Source organism: Halolamina sp., assembly GCF_036626355.1.
GTDB lineage: Archaea > Halobacteriota > Halobacteria > Halobacteriales > Haloferacaceae > Halolamina.
Genome location: NZ_JAZKRY010000004.1, coordinates 41,613 through 59,186, shown reverse-complemented (window position 1 = coordinate 59,186; position 17,574 = coordinate 41,613). Strand labels below are relative to the sequence as shown.

The 17,574-nt window shown below is 66.8% G+C and carries 18 protein-coding genes; 9 read left to right on the top strand and 9 right to left on the bottom strand.

The annotated features are described in order from the left end of the window. The 3 genes from V5A38_RS01375 to V5A38_RS01365 form a co-directional block, all read right to left on the bottom strand. On the bottom strand, positions 1–448 hold a 448-nt coding region (locus V5A38_RS01375), incomplete at its 3' end, for an SDR family NAD(P)-dependent oxidoreductase (protein ID WP_332323953.1). A gap of 159 nt (positions 449–607) precedes the next feature. Continuing rightward, complete coding sequence (locus V5A38_RS01370; RefSeq protein ID WP_332323952.1) at positions 608–1,699, bottom strand: AAA family ATPase; 1,092 nt, start codon at positions 1,697–1,699, stop codon at positions 608–610. A 78-nt stretch (positions 1,700–1,777) separates the two neighbouring features. After that, the gene (locus V5A38_RS01365) at positions 1,778–3,787 is read right to left on the bottom strand and encodes a VWA domain-containing protein (RefSeq protein WP_332323951.1); all 2,010 of its coding nucleotides are present in this window, start codon (positions 3,785–3,787) and stop codon (positions 1,778–1,780) included. Between the two features lie 125 nt (positions 3,788–3,912). Here V5A38_RS01365 and V5A38_RS01360 point away from each other — a divergent pair, with 125 nt between their 5' ends. The 6 genes from V5A38_RS01360 to V5A38_RS01335 all read left to right on the top strand — a co-directional run bounded on the left by V5A38_RS01360 (position 3,913) and on the right by V5A38_RS01335 (position 10,296). Next, positions 3,913–5,853 carry an FAD-dependent oxidoreductase gene (locus V5A38_RS01360; RefSeq protein ID WP_332323950.1) on the top strand — a complete coding sequence of 647 codons (1,941 nt, stop codon included), beginning with the start codon at positions 3,913–3,915 and terminating at the stop codon, positions 5,851–5,853. Continuing rightward, on the top strand, positions 5,850–6,875 hold the full coding sequence (locus tag V5A38_RS01355) for an electron transfer flavoprotein subunit alpha/FixB family protein (protein ID WP_332323949.1): 1,026 nt from the start codon (positions 5,850–5,852) through the stop codon (positions 6,873–6,875). Before V5A38_RS01360 ends, V5A38_RS01355 begins: the two co-directional genes overlap by 4 nt. Further along, a complete protein-coding gene (locus V5A38_RS01350) occupies positions 6,872–8,185 on the top strand; it encodes an FAD-dependent oxidoreductase (protein ID WP_332323948.1) in 1,314 nt (437 codons plus the stop codon). The genes V5A38_RS01355 and V5A38_RS01350 overlap by 4 nt, the downstream gene beginning before the upstream one ends. 175 nt (positions 8,186–8,360) lie before the next feature. Then, positions 8,361–8,651, top strand: coding sequence for a hypothetical protein (locus V5A38_RS01345; RefSeq protein ID WP_332323947.1), 291 nt, complete (start codon positions 8,361–8,363; stop codon positions 8,649–8,651). 2 nt (positions 8,652–8,653) lie between these two features. Beyond that, positions 8,654–9,436 carry an SDR family oxidoreductase gene (locus V5A38_RS01340; protein WP_332323946.1) on the top strand — a complete coding sequence of 261 codons (783 nt, stop codon included), beginning with the start codon at positions 8,654–8,656 and terminating at the stop codon, positions 9,434–9,436. Beyond that, entirely contained in the window at positions 9,433–10,296 is an 864-nt protein-coding gene (locus tag V5A38_RS01335; RefSeq protein ID WP_332323945.1) for a hypothetical protein, read from the top strand. The genes V5A38_RS01340 and V5A38_RS01335 overlap by 4 nt, the downstream gene beginning before the upstream one ends. A 30-nt stretch (positions 10,297–10,326) precedes the next feature. Here the strand turns inward: V5A38_RS01335 and V5A38_RS01330 are convergent, their stop codons facing one another. The 5 genes from V5A38_RS01330 to V5A38_RS01310 all read right to left on the bottom strand — a co-directional run bounded on the left by V5A38_RS01330 (position 10,327) and on the right by V5A38_RS01310 (position 13,812). Continuing rightward, entirely contained in the window at positions 10,327–11,889 is a 1,563-nt protein-coding gene (locus tag V5A38_RS01330) for a glycosyltransferase (protein ID WP_332323944.1), read from the bottom strand. A gap of 30 nt (positions 11,890–11,919) precedes the next feature. Further along, positions 11,920–12,879, bottom strand: coding sequence for a mycofactocin radical SAM maturase (gene mftC / locus V5A38_RS01325; protein WP_332323943.1), 960 nt, complete (start codon positions 12,877–12,879; stop codon positions 11,920–11,922). Then, the gene (gene mftB2 / locus V5A38_RS01320; RefSeq protein ID WP_332323942.1) at positions 12,869–13,108 is read right to left on the bottom strand and encodes a mycofactocin biosynthesis chaperone MftB2; all 240 of its coding nucleotides are present in this window, start codon (positions 13,106–13,108) and stop codon (positions 12,869–12,871) included. Before mftB2 ends, mftC begins: the two co-directional genes overlap by 11 nt. Position 13,109: 1 nt before the next feature. After that, positions 13,110–13,253: a mycofactocin precursor MftA gene (gene mftA, locus V5A38_RS01315; RefSeq protein WP_332323941.1), complete on the bottom strand. Its 144-nt coding sequence runs from the start codon at positions 13,251–13,253 to the stop codon at positions 13,110–13,112. A 139-nt stretch (positions 13,254–13,392) separates the two neighbouring features. Then, positions 13,393–13,812 (bottom strand): VOC family protein, encoded by a 420-nt coding sequence (locus V5A38_RS01310; protein WP_332323940.1) that lies wholly within the window; start codon positions 13,810–13,812, stop codon positions 13,393–13,395. A gap of 140 nt (positions 13,813–13,952) precedes the next feature. Between V5A38_RS01310 and V5A38_RS01305 the strand changes: the two genes are divergently transcribed. Next, positions 13,953–14,480, top strand: coding sequence for a YfcE family phosphodiesterase (locus tag V5A38_RS01305; protein ID WP_332323939.1), 528 nt, complete (start codon positions 13,953–13,955; stop codon positions 14,478–14,480). A 24-nt stretch (positions 14,481–14,504) separates the two neighbouring features. Here V5A38_RS01305 and V5A38_RS01300 read toward each other — a convergent pair whose 3' ends face one another. After that, entirely contained in the window at positions 14,505–15,683 is a 1,179-nt protein-coding gene (locus V5A38_RS01300) for an aspartate kinase (protein WP_332323938.1), read from the bottom strand. A 154-nt stretch (positions 15,684–15,837) separates the two neighbouring features. Between V5A38_RS01300 and V5A38_RS01295 the strand changes: the two genes are divergently transcribed. After that, positions 15,838–16,278 (top strand): hypothetical protein, encoded by a 441-nt coding sequence (locus tag V5A38_RS01295; RefSeq protein WP_332323937.1) that lies wholly within the window; start codon positions 15,838–15,840, stop codon positions 16,276–16,278. Between the two features lie 77 nt (positions 16,279–16,355). Further along, on the top strand, positions 16,356–17,540 hold the full coding sequence (locus tag V5A38_RS01290) for an MFS transporter (RefSeq protein ID WP_332323936.1): 1,185 nt from the start codon (positions 16,356–16,358) through the stop codon (positions 17,538–17,540). Positions 17,541–17,574: the final 34 nt, after the last annotated feature.

Sequence of the window (17,574 nt, the reverse complement as noted above, 5' to 3'; positions counted from 1 at the left end):
CGCCGTCGCCACGGTCGATGAAGTGCTGGCCGACGTGCTTGGCACAGAGCCAGACTCCTTTCAGATTCGTATCGATCATCTCGTCCCACTGCTGTTCGTCCATCTCCGTCATGTCGGCCGCATTGAAGATGCCCGCGTTGTTGGCCAAAATATCGATCTTCCCGAACTCCTCGACCGCGTCATCGACGGCCGCCTCGACTTCGTCCTCGTTCCGGACGTCCATCTCGATGGTGAGCGCCTCCTGGCCCGCGTCCTCGACGATACTCGCCGTCTCTTCGAGGTCGTCCGTCGTACTGAGCTCGTACGGATTCGTCTCGATGTTCTCACAGATATCCGTGAGAACGACGTCCGCACCGTGACTCGCGTAGTGCTGTGCATGGGACCGTCCTTGGCCACGGCCTGCGCCCGTAACGAACGCGACCTGGCCGCTGAAGTCGTACTCTGGCATGGCTAGATGGGAAACGGATGTACGCGTAATGATACACGTTCCCACATCACTATGACGAATCAGCTACAATAAAGATGACGTATGATTGAATGGAGAGTGCGTGTCGAACAGTTGAACTAACTTGGCGGACAAAGCGCCAAACGCGAACTCGCCGAGCGGTCAGTCCTCGAGGCCGAGCTCACGCCGCACGTCGTGGAACGTACTCAGCACGTCCTGTTCTTCCTCCTCGAAGGGGAGGCGCTGTAGCCGGTGTTCCAGCGCCATTCTGGCGACACGCCGGACCGTCCGAACAGACACCTCGTCCTCCCCGTCGAACGCCGCGAGCGTCCGCGCCCCCCGCCGGAGGGTGATATCCCCGCGATGGCCGTCCACGTCCAACTCGATGTTCATCCCCGCGATGAGTTTCGCGACGTCCTCGCCGAGCGTTACGGCAGGCAGGCGCTCTCGGGCCGCGACGATGTCCTCTCGAAGTTCGGCCTGGTCAGCTTCGTACTGCGCCCGGAACGTGTCCGGGTCCGCGTCGAAGGCGGCGCGGCGCTGGCTGATCTCCACTCGGTCGTCCACCTCGGTGACGCCCTCCACGTCGACGACGAGGCCGAACCGGTCGAGCAGCTGTGGCCGGAGGTCCCCCTCCTCGGGGTTCATCGTGCCGACGAGAATGAATTCGGCGGGATGGCGGAACGAAACGCCCTCGCGCTCGACGATGTTCTCGTTCATCGCCGCGGCGTCGAGCAGCACGTCGACGATGTGGTCGTCCAGCAGGTTCACCTCGTCCACGTAGAGGATATTGCGGTTGGCCTCCGCCAGAATTCCCGGTTCGAACTCGCGCTCGCCCGCCTGTACCGCGCGTTCGAGGTCGATACTCCCGACCACGCGGTCCTCGGAGGCGTTCAACGGGAGGTCCACGACTCGCATCGGCTGGGATTTGGTCGGAAGTGACTCGCCAGTCGCGTGGCGCTCGCGGCACTCCGAACACATCCGGTCGGCGTCGTCCGGCGGGCAGCCGTAGGGGCAGTCCGCGACGACGTCGATAGCAGGCAGAACATCCGCAAGCGCACGAACCGCGGTCGATTTCGCGGTGCCACGCTCACCACGGATGAGGACGCCCCCAACGTCGGGGTTGACGGCGTTGATCAGGAGCGCACGCTTCATCGCTTCCTGATCGACGATCGCCGTGAACGGGAACGTCTGACTCGCCGTCTCCTGGGTGTCCGGTGTCAGCTCGTGAGATGTCGTGTTGTGATCAGTCATTGTGTATCTCGACGGTCAGTCGGGCTCGCTTGGGCCGGGTAGTCACGTCGGCCAGCGCCGAGAGCGCGCCGCCGTCGCTCATGGCGACTCCGCCTCCATCTCCGCTCCCTGTTCCAGGAGATCGACGTCCCGTGGGAGGTCCACCAGCGGCAGGTAGTCGGCCCCCATGGTTTCGGCCAACGAGCGGTTCCGCTCGAACCGGCGACGCTTCATCCGTTCTGCCTTCCGGTCGGTCCAGATCTCGTCAGGGGTGGTATCGATCTCGTAGCCGGTGTCGACGAACACCGCGGGGATATCGTCCTCGTCGAACAGCGAGGCCACACGGAACGCGTCCTCCTTGGCGTCGCCGTCCTCGCGGTACTCCACGTTCGACTGGCCGTCCGAGAGGAGGACGACCAGCGGGTAGAGGTCCTCGTCACGGCGCTGTTCCCGCTTGACGAGGTTGTACGCCTCCACGAGGCCATGGGTCAGCGGCGTGTTCCCCCCCACAGTGAGTCCCGAAACGGCCTCCCGCGCGTGCCGATGGTTCCGCGTGGGTTCGACCAGCGTGAACGCGTCCTCCCCGCGGAACACGACAACTGCGGTGCGGTTGCGGGCGCGGTAGGCGTCCTCGATGAACGAGAGGAGACCGCGTTTGGTCTCCAGCATCTGCCGGCCGCTCATCACGCTCCCGCTGGCGTCGACGACGAAGACGACGAGTGCCCGCGCGGTTCGCTCGCGGAGTTTCTGCCGGAGGTCACGCGGTTCGATGAGGAGGCCGTCGCCCCCACTGTCTCGGCGCTGCTGGTGGGGCGCGGCCGCACGGACCGTCGCGTCGATAGCGACGTCGTCGACGTCCTCCTCGATGCGCGAGCGCACGTACCGCCCGCTCCGGACGTCCACGCGGGAGGGGGTGCGCCGCGCGAGCGCGGTCCGCATCGTGCGGTCCTTCGGCGGCTGAATCGCCGTTCTATCGACGGTGTAGGACTGCTCGTCCTCCGCGATAGGGATGCCGCCGCCCTCCTGGTCGGCCGAATCGTCGCTCTCGTCGTCGCTCTCGTCGTCCTCGCCCTCCTCGGATTCGTCCTCGTCCTGCGCCGAAAGCACACCCTCGCCGAAGTTCATCTCCGCGACGCCCTCCACACGGTGGGGGAACACGAAGTACTGGGCCTCCGTGACGTGGGCCTCCTCCACCGCCACGTCGCCGTCGAGCGCGGCGATGGTGCGTGCAACCCGGTTCACCGCGATGTCGGCCCGCATCCCGTGGGCACGCTGCCGCAACGCCTCGTAGGATGCGTTCCGCAACACGTCCTCGTCGACCTGCACGTCGTCGAGTCGCTCACGGCCGGCGCGAATCCGCTCACGCAACGCCTGCTGGTCCTCTTGCTGTGCCGCACGGAACGCTTCCGGGTCGGCGTCGAACGCCTCCCGTTGTTCGGCGATTTCGACACGTTCAGCGGGGTCGTCGCTCGCCGCCACGTCGACGACCACGTCGAACCGGTCGAGCAGCTGTGGCCGGAGGGTCCCCTCCTCGGGGTTCATCGTGCCGACGAGGATGAACTCCGCCGGATGCCGCACCGAGACGCCCTCCCGTTCGATGATGTTTTCGCCCATCGCCGCGGCGTCGAGGAGGACGTCGACGATATGGTCGTCCAGCAGGTTCACCTCGTCCACGTAGAGGATGTTGCGATTGGCTTCCGCCAGAATCCCCGGGTCGAACTGCTGGTGGCCCTTTCGGACCGCCTCCTGCAGGTCGATGCTCCCGACGACGCGGTCTTCGGAGGCGTTCAGCGGCAGATCCACCACACGCATCTGTCGCTGTTCGACGGGAAGGGACTCCCCGGCCGTGTGGCGCTCGCGGCACTCCGAACACATTCGGTCGGCGTCGTCCGGCGGGCAGCCGTACGGACAGTCCGCGACGACGTCGATTTCGGGCAACACATCAGCCAGCGCGCGCACCGCTGTCGATTTCCCCGTCCCGCGCTCGCCGCGGATAAGCACGCCGTTCACGTCGGGGTTGACGGCGTTGAGGAGAAGCGCGCGCTTCATCGCCATCTGGTCGATGATGGCTGTGAACGGGAACGCCGGAGCCATGATACGGATACACATAGCAATGTCGTCGTATAAACAACTGTCGCTGGACCGTCGGCCTCTGATCAGCACCCTGGCCTGCCGGCCCACCGATATATCTTTATTCTCCCTTCGGTAAGGTCATGTTAGATAACTACAAGCATATGTCAGAACTGCTCTTCACGCCGCGACAGATCGGGTCCGTGACCATCCCGAATCGGACGGTGTTTCTCGCCCACGAGACGGGCTTTGCGGAGGACGGCCTTCCCACCGAACGGGATGCAGCCTACTACGAGGCCAGGGCACGCGGTGGCGTCGGCCTCATCGTCGGGCCATCGAGCATGCTCGTGCACCCGAGCGCGTCAAACCCGATGTACGCAAGCGGCTACGACCCGGACGTGGTGCCGCGCCTGAAGATGATCGCGGAGGCCTGCCACGATCACGGAACCAAGGTGTTCGCACAGCTCCAGCACACCGGGGGCGAGGACACCGGTGAACACGCGATGCGGGAGACGTGGGCTCCCTCGGCGGTTCCCTCCGAGTTCGGCTACGAGATGCCAAAACGGATGGAACAGGAAGATATCGAGGAGGTGAAACTCGGCTTCGCCAAGACGGCCGAACACGTCAAGCGGGGGAACCTCGACGGCCTCGAACTCAAAGCCGGCCACGACGGGATTCTCCGGCAGTTCCTCTCGCCGAAGTACAACAACCGCTCGGACAAGTACGGCGGCTCAATCGACAACCGGGTCCGCCTGGTGAACGAAGTCGTCGACGCCATCCGTGACCGGGTCGGCGAGATGTTCCCCGTCGGCATCCGGCTCACCCTCGACGAGATGGAGGAGGGCGGCTACGACTACGACTACGCTGTCGAGGTCATCCGCCGGCTCCACCCCAGCATCGACTTCATCGACTCGGATATCGCAACCATCTCGAAGCTCTACATCACCGACGCGCCGATGCACGCCCCGCTTGGCTACACCGCCGAGTACTACGGCGCCGCCCGCGAACTGGTCGATATTCCCGTCATCGCGGCCGGCCGCATCAACGACCTCACGAAAGCTAACGATATCCTCGAGGAGGGGCGTGCGGACTTCATCGGCATGTGCCGCCAGCTCATCTGTGACGCTGATACGGTCCGGAAGGTGCGCCGCGGCGACGACCAGGAGGTGACCCACTGCATCGCCTGCAACCAGAACTGTCTCGGCGGCATCCACACTAACGGCCACGTGGGCTGCATCCAGACGCCACGCTCGGGCCGGGAAACGAAGATCCCCCACCTGGAGGAGACGAGCGAGGCGCCGACGCCGCGGGAGGTACTCGTTGTCGGTGGCGGCCCGGCAGGGCTCTCCTTCGCGGTGACGGCGGCGGACCTCGGCCACCGGGTGACGATTCGGGAGCGGGAGGACGAACTCGGCGGCCAGTCGAACATCGCCACCCAGGTCGACTCACGGCGGGAGTTCGGCGACGCCGTCCGGAACCTGCTGAACCAGCTCGACAACCGTGATGTGACCGTCGAGACGGGGACAGAGGTCGTTCCCGATGACGTGACCGTCGAGGCGTGGGACGACGTGATCGTCGCCACCGGCGCCCGCGAACAGGATCCGGGCCTTGGCAGCGCCGACGTCCACCGGTCGTGGGACGTGCTGCAGGGCGAGGACGTTGGCGAGTCGGTCATCGTCTTCGACAACAACAAACACGCCGCGGGCGTCAGCGTCGCCGAATACCTGGCCGACGACGGCCACGACGTGTCGTTCGTCACGACGTCCTACCATCCCGGCGACCAACTGGAAGGGACGAACGTTCCGCCGTTCCTCGAAACGCTGTACGAGCACGACGTGGATCTGACGACCCACACGACCATCATCGGCTTCGAGGAGAACCAGGCCCAGTTGCTCAACGTCTACTCCGAGGAGCTGACGATGGAGGAGGCGGATTCGCTCGTCGTCGCGGAGCGGCGTGAAGCACGGACCGGCCTCGCAGAGGCGCTTCAGGAGCGCGGCTTCGCCGACGACTCGGTCCACCGCATCGGCGACTGCGTGGCGCCGCGGCTCATCGACAAAGCGATCTACGACGGTGAGATGCTCGCGAGGGAGCTGTCGGCATGACGGGGGCACTGCTCACCGTTCCGGGCGGGGAGAATCCAGCGTTGCTCGACGAAGCCCACCGGCTGGCCGAGGAACTCACCACCTCGGATGGGGAGTCACCATCAGTCGTCGCCGTCGCGTTCGACGGGGTCGTCGATCCGGAGTCGGCCGCGGTCGGGACTCCCGACGAACTGGTTCACGTCGTCCGAGAGAATGGATCTGAGACGTTCGCCGCCGGCGCCGCGGGCGTTCGGACACGCGCGGCGGCGCTCGCACAGGTCGCCGAGGACCCGCGCGCGATCTTGCTCCCTGATACAGCCGACGGCGCGGACCTCGCGGCGCTGACAGCGAGACGGCTTCGAGGTGGCTGCGTGACAGATTGCCTGCTCAGAGTCCGGGACGGCGACCTGCTCGCCGGCCGGCAGGTGTACGGCGGCCGGGCCTACGCCGAACTCTCCTTCGAGCGTGGGCCATCGGTGGTGACGCTGAACACGGAAGCGCTCGGGACGCCCGACGAACCGCCTGCCGACTCCCCGGACGAGCGAACCGTCGAGGTCAGCGTCGCGGACGACGACCGGGTGCGCCACCTCGAAACGTTCGACGTGCCGGAGGACGACCTCGCGAAGGCGCGTCGCATCGTCGCTGGCGGCCAGGGGCTCGGCAACCCCGACGGGTTCAGTCTCATCGAGGACCTCGCGGACGCGTTCGGTGCGGCGGTCGGCTCGTCCAGGCCACCCGCTGACGACGGCTGGGTGCCCTACGACCGCCAGATCGGCGTGACCGGCAAGGAGATCGACGTCGAACTGTACGTCCCCAGTGCGATTTCGGGGGATTCCTACCACATGCGATCGGTGAACGCCGAGTACCTCGTGCCCATCAACACCGACCCGGACGCTCGCATCTTCACGTTCGCCGATATCGGCATCGTCGGGGACGTCTACGAGTACGCCCCCGCACTGGCGGAAGCCATCCGGGAAGCCACGGACAGCCAGGGGGCTGAAGAGACGACAGACGGCGACGAGGCCGAGGAGGTGGCGGAATGACCGAGAACGACTTCGACGTGGTTGTGGTCGGCGCCGGCCGGGCGGGCACTGCAGCAGCGTACAAACTCGCCACCGAAGGGTTCGACGTGGCGCTGGTCGAGCGCGCGAAGCAACCGGGAATGAAGAACGTCACTGGCGGCGTGCTCTACGGGCAGATCCTCGACGAACTCGTGCCCGAGTTCCCGGAGGAGGCGCCGCTGGAACGCCACGTCGTCGAGCACAACATCAAACTGCTCCACGACGACGCCGAGGTGTCCATCGGCTACCGGGACCTGGCGCTGCGGGAGGAGCCCAACTACACGCTGATGCTCGGCAAGTTCGACCGCTGGTTCGTCGACCGAGCAGTCGACGAGGGAGTGCTGTTCATCCCGGAAACGACCGTCATGGACGTCTCGCAGAACGATGACCACGCCGTTGTCCACACCGACCGGGAGAACGGCGATCTGGCGTGTCACGCCGTCATCGGCGCTGACGGCGTGAACACCACCGTCGGGCGGCAGACGGGGATCCAGCGCACGATGCGCAACGAGGACATGGCGCTGTCGGTGAAGAAGGTCATCGACGTTGGCCGGAACACGATCGACGAGCGGTTCAATCTCGATAGCGACGAGGGCGCGGCGTACATCTACACCGGCTTCCCGACTGGTGCACCAACCATCGGCTACTTCATCTACACGTTCGACGAGTACATTTCGGTCGGCGCCGTCGGCGGATTAGAGACACTCCGATACCTCGGCAACGAGGGGTACGGCGACTCCGGGACGCCGCTGTACTCACTGCTTGAGGAGTTCATGCAGTTGGATCCGGTCCGGCCGTACGTCCAGGGTGACGACGTCGAGGAGTACCAGGGGATTCTCGTCCCGGAGCACTCCTACGATTCGCTGCCGGAGCGCCACGACCGGCGGGTCGCGCTCATCGGCGACGCCGCAGGGCTCGTCCTCAACAAGGGATACACGTTCCGAGGGCTGGATTACGGCATCAAGAGCGGTCTCGTCGCGGCGGAGGCAGCGATGGCCTGCGACGTCGACGCTGACTGGGACGCGTTCGGCCGGCGATACGACGACGGCCTCGAGGACTCCTACGTTCTCCAGGACATGAAACAGCACCGACATCTCCCGAAGTTCCTGAAGAACGAGCGGATGTACGACGCGTACCCCGGCGTCGCCGCGGACACGCTGCGGGGGATGTACTCCGCCGGGAGCGATGCACAGGGGCTGACGTGGCGGCAGGCGTACCGGGCGTTCCGACGGAGCGATGCGGGCGTGTTCGATCTCGTGAAGGACGGCTACCGTGCGCTGCGCTCGTTATGAGCGGTCCTTCTCCCACGACTCCGCATCCCACTGGGCCCTGATCTCGCCACCGGCCCCTCCACTACGCTCCCACCTCTCCCCGGTGCCTCCACCGAAACAGCAATGAGGGTTGACACTAACAGCAACAACACGTCATGAGTATCCATAGCACAATCGCGATGCGGAGGACCGGCAGATGAGCGTCCAGGACGACCTCGAGACCGTCACCTGGGACGTGAGCGAGACGGCCCACATCACGGTGAACAACGAGGAGTGTGTCACCTGCGAGGACAAGCCGTGTCTCCATCTCTGTCCCGCGGAGTGTTTCGACTACCAGGAGGACCAGCAAGGTGGCATCTACTTCGCGTACGAGCCGTGTGTGGAGTGTGGCGCCTGCATGGTGTTCTGTGCGAACGACCCCGAGAAGGGCGCCGTCTCCTGGTCCAAAGCAGAGGGCGGTAAGGGGGTCGAGTTCGACTTCGGTTAAGCATGGCTCTCGACAACCGAACGGCGATCGTCACGGGGGGCGGAAGTGGTATCGGCGCCGCGACGTGTCGCGTCCTCGCCGAGCGCGGCGCGGACGTGGTCGTCGCGGACGTGGACACGGAAGGCGGCAACAAGACGGTCCACGCGATCGAGCAGGCGGACGACGCCGGCGGCGCCTCGTTCGTAGAAACCGACGTCAGCGACGAGGACGACATTACGGCGATGATCGACCACGCCGAAGCCGAGTTCGGGAGCGTCGACGTGCTCGTGAACAACGCCGCCGTCGCCTCCCGCGACGCGGATGGACCGATCACGGAGTTCTCCGGCGAGGCCTACGAGTTCCTCACCGGCGTGAACCTCCGTGGCCCGATGTACGCCTGCAAGCACGGCGTCGCCGCGATGCTCGACACCGGCGACGGCACCGGCGTCGTCGTCAACAACGCCTCGATCGCGGCGCTCGTGGCTGAGCCGGGGATGGATATCTACACGGCGACCAAGGGGGCGCTGGTATCGCTCACGCGCTCCATCGCCGTGGAGTACGCGCCGGAGGTTCGGGCGAACACCATCTGTCCGGGCGTCGTAGAGACACCGATGCTGGAGGAGGCGATGGATGCGGCGGACGACGACGCCGTCCCGGAGACGCTCGAACGGATGGTCGAAGAGACACCGCTCGGGATGGCCGACCCGCAGGATATCGCCCAGGCCATCGCCTTCCTGGCCTCGGACGACGCGGCGTTCGTCACCGGCGCGACCGTCCCTGTCGACGGAGGGTACACCGCCCGATGAATGCCCTCGTCGCGGTCCGGCCGGAACCCCACCGCGTCGTCGACGCCGACGGCAACGCCGAGCCGTACCGCTACCAGCTCAGCATCGACGACCGGGTAGCACTGGAGGCGGCGCTCGGCGTCGCCGACGAGGTGACCGCGGTCGGAATCGGCGGCAACGCGGCTCAGCGATGCGTTCGCTCCGCGCTCGAGCGCGGCGCCGACAGCGGGACCCACGTCACGTTCGAGCCGATCGAAGGCATCGCCGGTGAGAAGTACGCCACCGTCCTGGCCCGCGTCGTGGGCCGAGAGGCTCCAGAGGCCGTCTTCATCGGGGAAGCCTCGTCGCTCGACGGGCCCGAAGTCGCAGGGCTCGCGGCCGCCAAACTCGACTGGCCGAGCGCGACGCAGGTGACCGAACTCGGGCGCGAGAGCCTCGATGTGACGGTGGAGACAGATTTCGGTGACGACGAACTGGCCGTCCAGCGGAAACTCGCCATCGGCCGGCAGGAGGCCGTCGTCGTCTCGCTTCCAGCGGTGTTCGGCGTCGACAGCGGGTTTACGAACCCGGACCGCGCCTCGATGGCGACCCTCATCGCCGGGCGGCGGGCGACCATCGAAACTGTCGAACTGGCCGACGTCGCGCCGAGGGAGTCCCGGTTCTCCATGAGTGTCGGGAACGCCACTGTCGAGCAGGTGACACCGAACGAGCGGTGGGGGCGTGGCCGTCCGCCACGGACGGGAACGGTCGAAGAGCGCATCTACCGGATGCTCGGCCGCGGCAGCGGGGAGAGCGGGGGTGCGGGCGAGCGCATCGACGCCCCGCCTGAGGAGGCCGCCGAGCGCGTGGTAGCGTTTCTCCGGCAGAACGACCTGCTGTGACAGCGGTCCGTATTTCGAGCCCACTCACCGTCAGGACGCTCGGCCGTGCCCAACCAGTCTGAACCGCGTCAGGGGGTTCAGATGGGCGAGCGTCCGGTGGATGACCGCGCCGCGATAGAGGCCGTACTGGTAGCCGAGATGGTCGGCGAGGTAGTAGCCGGCGTAGGCGAGCGCGGAGACCGACGGGTCGTGAACGCGATGCTCGACGACCAGCGGCAGGGCGACTGCCGCGACGACGAGGAGCAGGAGGGTTGCGCCGAGCACACCTGCGCCGGCGACCACGCCGATACCGCCGATGAGCGCGAGCGGCGCCGCGTAGTAACGGGTCAGTTCCCGGGCGAACGCGTACGCGGTCGAAAGTCGTTCCCGCCCCCAACTGCGTGCCAGGTCGTCGGCCGAAACTACCGACGGAAACCGCCGGTATCGTCGCCAGAGTCCGAGCCCTCCGGTCCCCAATGCGACGCCTGCGACCCCGACGAATCCGGCGGAGGCGAGCGACGAGGCGACCCCACCGAGCAGGAGACCGAGACCCGCCAGCACGACAGCGAGAACTGCGGTGACCGGCACGTCGACACTCGCCGTCTCTTCGCGGCCGCGGTTTCGGGCGAGCAGCGCCTCCGAAGCGCCGTACGCCGACCGCCGGCTGGCGAACGCGCGAACGCCGGAACGGTAGACGTGTTCGACGACGCCCGAGGGCGCGTAGACGACGCTGAACCCGTCATCCAGCGCGTCCCAACAGAGTGCCACGTCCTCCGCGACGTTGCGCTCGGGGAATCCGACGGCCTCGAACAGCGCTCGCCGGCCGACGAGGTTCGCCGTGGGGAGATACGGCGTCTCCCCTCCGGGATCGACCCGGGCTGCGTGGCGCCCCATGTCCAGCGACGAGTTACTTCTCTCGTAGGCGCTCGCCGCGGACTCGCGGGCCGGACGAACCCGGCCGCCCACCAGGTCGTGAGATGCGAGCACGGGGACGAGTTCCGAGAGCCAGTCCTGTCGGGGGCGGCAGTCGGCGTCAGTGAACGCGATCACGTCGTGTGCGGCGGCGTCGACGCCGCGGTTTCGCGACGCGCCGATGCCCAGCGGGTCGGCGGCGCTGCCGACCGAGAGGCTTCGGAGGGCGTCCGCGTCAGCGAGTGAGTGGGTCCCCGCAACGTCGCTGGTCCCATCTGTCGAGCCGTCGTCCACGACGACGACCTCGTACGCCGGGTAGTCGAGTGCAGCGAGGGCGTCCAGGCAGGCCTGGAGGTGGTCTCTTCCGTTCCGAACGGTGACGACGACCGAAACTGGGGGTCGGTCAGCCGGGTCACGGCTCGGCCGCCACTCCAGAAACCTGCGGTCGTGTAACCGCTCGAACAGCCGTTCGACGCTCTCCGGCTCCTGGTTCGTCTCCCGGGCGACGGCCGCGGGGGTCCGGAAACCGTCGCTCTCGAGTGCGTCGACAGTGTCGACCGCGGCAGCGTTGAGCCGCGTCGCCGCGAGCGGCCGGGTGGACAGGAGCACGTCGTCGGCCAGCCGGACGCCGTCCCACCGCCGGTACTCGCCGGCGGCCGATCCGTCGCTATCCGGGTTCTCGAGGGCCGCGGTCCCCGTCATCGATGTATCGACGGGACCCATCGCGGGGAGTCAGTCACCCGAGAGGATGGCTCGGAGCTGCGGGTCCTCCCCGTTCGGGTCCGAGCTCCCCATCGCCACTGCCGGACAGCCTTCGTGGTCGTCGATCTGGCTCCGGAGGTTGGCGATCTCGTCCCACGCTGTCTGGAAGCCGTCCGCCGTGACGTTCCCCGACGCGAGGTGGTCCCACTGGGTGAACGCACAGGGGAACACGTCGCCGGCCGGGTCGACCAGGCAGGTCATCGAGCCAGCGCCGCACTGTTTGAGCGTGTCGTTGCGTACCTCCCCCAGCGCGTTGAGGTAAAAAAACGAGTCTCCCGTCCGCACGTCGGGGTGGTCATCCAGCCAGCCGTGGAGGAAGCGAATCTGCGCCTCGGTGAGTCGGAACTCCTCCCACGTGTCCTCGCCGCGGCCGCTCGGCCGGAACCGATTGAGCCGGAGCCCCGCGCCGTGTGCCTCGGCGAGGTCGTAGATCTCCGGGAGGTCGTGGACGTTCTGCCGAGTGACCACCGTGTTGACCGTCGTCCCGATGTCCCGGTCCTCCAGTCTGGTCAGGGCGTCCAGCACCTGGTCGTAGACGCCCTCGCCGCGGATGGCATCGTTTTCGGCCCGCAAGCCATCCATGCTCACCTGGAGGAACAGTGGGTCCATCGCCTCGATGCTGTCGAGTGTTTCCCCGTCGAGTTGGGTGCCGTTCGTGCTCACGCAGGTGGAGATGTTCCGGTCGGTGAGGTCGCCGAGCAGTTCCAGCATGTCCGGGCGGACGAACGGCTCCCCGCCGCCGATGTTCACCTGGAACACGTCCATCTCGTCGAGTTCGGCGATGAACGCTTTCGCCTCCGCGGTCGAGAGCTCGTTCGGGAGCTGGTGCCCCGGTCCGCTGCCGGAGAGACAGTGGTCACAGTGGAGGTTACAGCCGAGAGTGACCTCCCACGTGATGGTCACCGGCGCCGAAAGCGGATCAGTCGACATCTAACACCCCCTTCTCGACGAGCGAGTCGACGACAGCTTCGGAGAACGCCGTTTCGACCTCCGTCCGGGAGCGCTGGCCGTCGACGAACTCGAGCACGTCGATGACCGTATCACTGACGGCGTACATTGAGGCGTCCTCGTAGCCGTAGTTCGCGTGGTCGTAGACGAGTCCGCCATCCGCCTCCCGCCGGTACTTGATATACGAGGGAGTGATCACAGTCGGCGGCATCTCAGTACACGCCACAGATGCCGTCGATGCGGAGCTCCTCCTCGAAGAGGTCCTCCTCGATGTCCGGTTCCTCGGCCGGGGACTCCTCGATGTCCGGTTCCTCGGCCGGGGACTCCTCGATGTCCGCGTCCGTAGAGTGTGACATACGGTATCACGAAGACAGTAGACCGACATATACGTTTGGATGCCCAGAGAGGGTAGCTGGCTCTGGGGCCGCGTTCGCCAATGCGGCCGCTTTCCGCCCAGGGAGCCACGTTCCGCCCCGCGTCAGCCACCCTCCGGGGTCACGCCTCGACGATTTCCACGAAGTTGCCGTCGGGGTCCCGGAAGAACAGGATCGAGGTTCCCAGTTCGATTTCCTGTGGCGGGCTACCCGTCTCCACGTCATCCGGGAGGCCTTCGTAGAAGTCGTCGAGGTCCTCGACGGCGAATCCGACGTGTTTGGCCCCGTGGGCGTTGATGACGTCCGAACCGCCGTTCCCATGGACTGCGTCGTACTCGATGAGTTCGACCAGGGCTCCGTGGCCTTCGAGGTGGACGAACTCCCCCGTTATCTCGTCCGCTCCGATCGCGGTGGCGATACCGTCGCCGGAGAGCGTGAACTCCTCGGCCACGGAGAGGCCGAGAACGTCCCCGTAGAACGAGACGGCCTCCTCGAGGTCGCTGACGACGATACCGACGTGATGCATCGATAGCTCGGCCATGGAACGACGTTACACACCCAGTTGCTTAACTATTCACTCGGAGGTGGTGCTCAGACGTGCTCTGTCTGAGTGCACAGGGGCGAGACCGCCAACGGTCGTGTGGCCGGTGGCCTTTTGCGGCTCCACTGGCTTCCTCCCCTATGCGCCTCGGGGTGCTCTCGGATATCCACGGGAACCGCATCGCCCTGGATGCCGTGCTGGCGGATATGCCGCCGGTCGAGGGGCTCGTCTGTGCCGGCGACGTGGTCGGCTACAACCCCTGGCCGCAGGCGTGCGTCGACAGCGTCCGGGACCACGACATGGCGATGGTCCTGGGGAATCACGACCGCGCGGTCGCCGGCGCACTCGGCTGGCTCGGGAGCCTGTCGACCGAACGCCGCGTGGCTGACGGCCGGGTGAAACTGGTTCACGGCCACCCCGACGACCCCGACCACTACACCCACCCCGACGAGTTCAGCGCTGCCCTCCTCGGCGACGAGGAGCTCCTCGTCATGGGTCACACCCACCACCAGTATCACGAGCGCGACGACGAGGGCATCGTGCTCAATCCGGGGAGCGTCGGCCAGCCCCGCGACGGCGACCCGGACGCGACCTACGCGGTCGTCGACGCCGTCGTGGACGCTGGGCTCCCCGAGCGGGTCGGCACGCGGCTGAGAGAGGGTCGATAAGAGAAGACCAGCCGACTCGACGGCTTAGAACAGGTCGTGGACGATATCCAGCGTCTCCTCGCGGTCCTCCCACGCGACGAAGATGGCGACCGATGTCGCGGACGTGATGAGGTCGTGGATGTTGATGCCCGCCTCCGCCAGCGGGTTGACCAGCGTCCGAATAACGCCCGGCTGGTTGGGCAGTTCGCCGCCGGTGACCCGGATGACGGCGATGTCGTCCTCCACGGTGATGGAGGAGAGCGAATCGTCGACGACCACCTCGTCGTGGAGCGTCGCCTCGGCGAGTTCGGCCACGCTCCTCTCGACGTAGTACGTCACCGAGTCCATCCCGCTGGCGACGGCGTCGATGTTGATACCCTCCTGCCTGAGCGCCTCCGAAAGGTCCGCGAGAATCCCCGGGCGGTTCCGGATTGCTCGGCCCGCGATGGTGAGACAGGAGAGGGGCACCTCCTCCATATCGATGAGATGCTCGAAGCTTCCCTCGATACTCGTGCCGCCGACGAGCAGGTCGCCGTGCTGGTAATGAACGACGCGAACGTCCAGGGATTTGTCCTTGTACACGAGCGCGGAGGGGGCGACGACCTCGGCCCCACGGAACGAGAGGTTTCGCAGTTCGTCGACGGTGATGCTGCCCACGTTACGCGCGCCCTCGACGACCCGGGGGTCGCCGGTCATCACACCCTCCACGTCGGTGACGATGACGACCTCGTCGGCGTCGAAATACTGGCCGAGCATCATCGCCGTCGTATCGGAGCCGCCCCGGCCCAGCGTCGCCACCTCGCCGTCGGGACCCTCTGCGAGAAAGCCCGTGATGACGGGAACGGTGTCGTCCAGCTGCTCCGCGAGCGCCTCGGCGCGGCGCTTGGTCGCCTCGACGTTGACCTCGCCGCGCTCGTTGGTCAGCACTGGCCAGTCGGGATGGCCCGGCTCGATGAACACGGCGTTAACCCCTCGTGCGCTCAGCGCGGCTTTCAGCATCCGGACGGAGGTGCGCTCGCCCATGGAGACAATCTCGGCGCGGTCCTCGGGTTCGGCCTCGAACGCGATCTCTTCGAGCAGATCGTCGGTCGTCGACCCCATGGCGCTGGCGACGACGGCGATTTCGTTGCCCGCCTCGACGGCGTCGGCGATGGAATCGGCGGCTCGGTCGATGCGGTCACCCGAGCCGAGCGACGTCCCGCCGAACTTCGCGACTACGCGCACTGTCGAACACCCACGGGGTCGTGCGTTCCGGTCATACCTCTCGTTGACGGAGGCGCCGGATAACTGTGTCTCTCGAAAAACCGCCGACAGGCCGACCGGTGCCCAACGGCGGTGACCCCCGCGCTTATGCTGCATCACCCGAAAGGATAGACCGATGAAAGTTCGTGATGCCGTCGAGGGCGACGCCCAGGCGCTCGCCGCGCTAACCGACGCACCGCCGACGGTGCTACGGAACGTCATTCACGACCGGAGCGTCCGTCTCCTCGTCGACGACAGCGACGAGGGCACGTGGGCGAGTGACGAGGACGAGGAGTCGACGCTCGACGGCGAGGTTCACGGCTTCGTGAGCTTCGACGTGCGGGACGGCGTCGTCCACCTGACTCAGTTCGGCGGCGACCGGGAGGCCTGCGAGCGCCTGCTGTCCGAGCCGCTTCGCTTCGCTCGGTCGGAGGGGTTTCCGGTCGAGGCGCTGGTCGGCGAGGGTGACGACGCGCTGCGGGCAGCACTGGAAGCCGCAGGCTTCGAGCATTTCGGACGCGGGCCGGCGTTTGGGGACAACCCGACCGACCGCTACCGGTTCGAGCACGGGGAGTAGCTGGGGGGTGACCGGAGCCCGACCGGAAATCACCGGAACGGACGCGTTCAAGTAGTCGGCGCGTCGCCCTCCGAACAGTGACAGAGAGCGAGGCGGTCAGTGAGGAACGGCTGTTCACCGGCTACTCCGGGCGGCTCCTGCTCGCAGTCTCCATCGGCTGGGCGTTCATCCAGGCTGGCCGGCTCCTGGTGTCGCCGCTGCTACCAGCGATCCGGAAGGATCTCGTGATCACGAGCACGGAGGCTGGCTTCGCCATCACAGTTATCTGGGGGATCTACGCGCTGCTCCAGTACCCGAGCGGCCGGCTCTCCGACCAGCTCTCCCGGACGACGTTACTTGTCGGCGGGCTCGCGCTCATTTCGGCGGGGTTTCTCGCGTTCTCGGGCGCACCGACGTATCTCACCTTCCTCGCGGGCGCCGTCGTCGTCGGGCTCGGCGCAGGACTCTATCCGACCCCGGCACGGGGACTCGTCTCGGACCTGTTCGTCGAGCGCCGCGGGCAAGCGTTCGGCCTCCACACCGCCTCGGGGGACGTGGGTGGCATCCTCGCCGCCGGGGCTGCGACCGTCGTGCTCGCCGTCGCGACGTGGCGGGACGCGTTCCTCCCCGTCGTCCTCGTGCTCCTCGCCGTCCTGCTCTCGCTCCACCTCTGGAGCCGTGAGGGCTACGATGTCTCCCGCGTCGACCTCGCCGTCGGGGAGACGCTCAAGCGGTTCCTCGCGGCACCCCAGCTCCGGTGGCTGCTGCTTGCGTACTCGCTCTACGCGTTCACCTGGCAGTCCGCGGTCGGCTTTCTCCCGACGTATCTGCTCTCGAAGGGGCTCCCGAGCGTCATCGCGAACGCCGGCTTCGCGGCGCTGTTCGTCGTCGGCGCCATCGTGAAACCGCTCGCTGGCGGGCTGGGTGACCGCGTCCCCCGAGGGTTGCTCGCACCGGCGGTGCTCGCCGTCGCCGCGGCGGCGCTCTCGGTGGTCGTGTTCTCGTCGACCTCGCTCGTCGTCCTGGCCGGCGTGGCGGTGTTCGCGGCCGGGCTGATGGCCTACCCGCCGGTGATGCAGGCGCACCTGATGGACTCGTTCCCCAGCGACAGCATGGGCGGGGACCTCGGCGCCATGCGCTCGCTCTACATCGGGATCGGCTCGCTGGGGTCGACGTACGTCGGCGCAGCCGGCCAGTTCCTCAGCTACGACATCGCCTTCACGGGGCTGATCGGCTGTCTGCTGCTGAGTAGCCTGGTCATCGTGACGCGCGGACGGGAGTAGGCGGGCATGGCGGTCGTCGTGCGCCGCCGCAGCG

What these genes read in the sequence shown, in the direction of transcription:
- V5A38_RS01370 (WP_332323952.1), bottom strand. Translation starts at nt 1,699, where the DNA reads ATGACTGATCACAACACGACATCTCACGAGCTGACACCGGACACCCAG.
- V5A38_RS01365 (WP_332323951.1), bottom strand. Translation starts at nt 3,787, where the DNA reads ATGTGTATCCGTATCATGGCTCCGGCGTTCCCGTTCACAGCCATCATC.
- V5A38_RS01360 (WP_332323950.1), top strand. Translation starts at nt 3,913, where the DNA reads ATGTCAGAACTGCTCTTCACGCCGCGACAGATCGGGTCCGTGACCATC.
- V5A38_RS01355 (WP_332323949.1), top strand. Translation starts at nt 5,850, where the DNA reads ATGACGGGGGCACTGCTCACCGTTCCGGGCGGGGAGAATCCAGCGTTG.
- V5A38_RS01350 (WP_332323948.1), top strand. Translation starts at nt 6,872, where the DNA reads ATGACCGAGAACGACTTCGACGTGGTTGTGGTCGGCGCCGGCCGGGCG.
- V5A38_RS01345 (WP_332323947.1), top strand. Translation starts at nt 8,361, where the DNA reads ATGAGCGTCCAGGACGACCTCGAGACCGTCACCTGGGACGTGAGCGAG.
- V5A38_RS01340 (WP_332323946.1), top strand. Translation starts at nt 8,654, where the DNA reads ATGGCTCTCGACAACCGAACGGCGATCGTCACGGGGGGCGGAAGTGGT.
- V5A38_RS01335 (WP_332323945.1), top strand. Translation starts at nt 9,433, where the DNA reads ATGAATGCCCTCGTCGCGGTCCGGCCGGAACCCCACCGCGTCGTCGAC.
- V5A38_RS01330 (WP_332323944.1), bottom strand. Translation starts at nt 11,889, where the DNA reads ATGACGGGGACCGCGGCCCTCGAGAACCCGGATAGCGACGGATCGGCC.
- mftC (WP_332323943.1), bottom strand. Translation starts at nt 12,879, where the DNA reads ATGTCGACTGATCCGCTTTCGGCGCCGGTGACCATCACGTGGGAGGTC.
- mftB2 (WP_332323942.1), bottom strand. Translation starts at nt 13,108, where the DNA reads ATGCCGCCGACTGTGATCACTCCCTCGTATATCAAGTACCGGCGGGAG.
- mftA (WP_332323941.1), bottom strand. Translation starts at nt 13,253, where the DNA reads ATGTCACACTCTACGGACGCGGACATCGAGGAGTCCCCGGCCGAGGAA.
- V5A38_RS01310 (WP_332323940.1), bottom strand. Translation starts at nt 13,812, where the DNA reads ATGGCCGAGCTATCGATGCATCACGTCGGTATCGTCGTCAGCGACCTC.
- V5A38_RS01305 (WP_332323939.1), top strand. Translation starts at nt 13,953, where the DNA reads ATGCGCCTCGGGGTGCTCTCGGATATCCACGGGAACCGCATCGCCCTG.
- V5A38_RS01295 (WP_332323937.1), top strand. Translation starts at nt 15,838, where the DNA reads ATGAAAGTTCGTGATGCCGTCGAGGGCGACGCCCAGGCGCTCGCCGCG.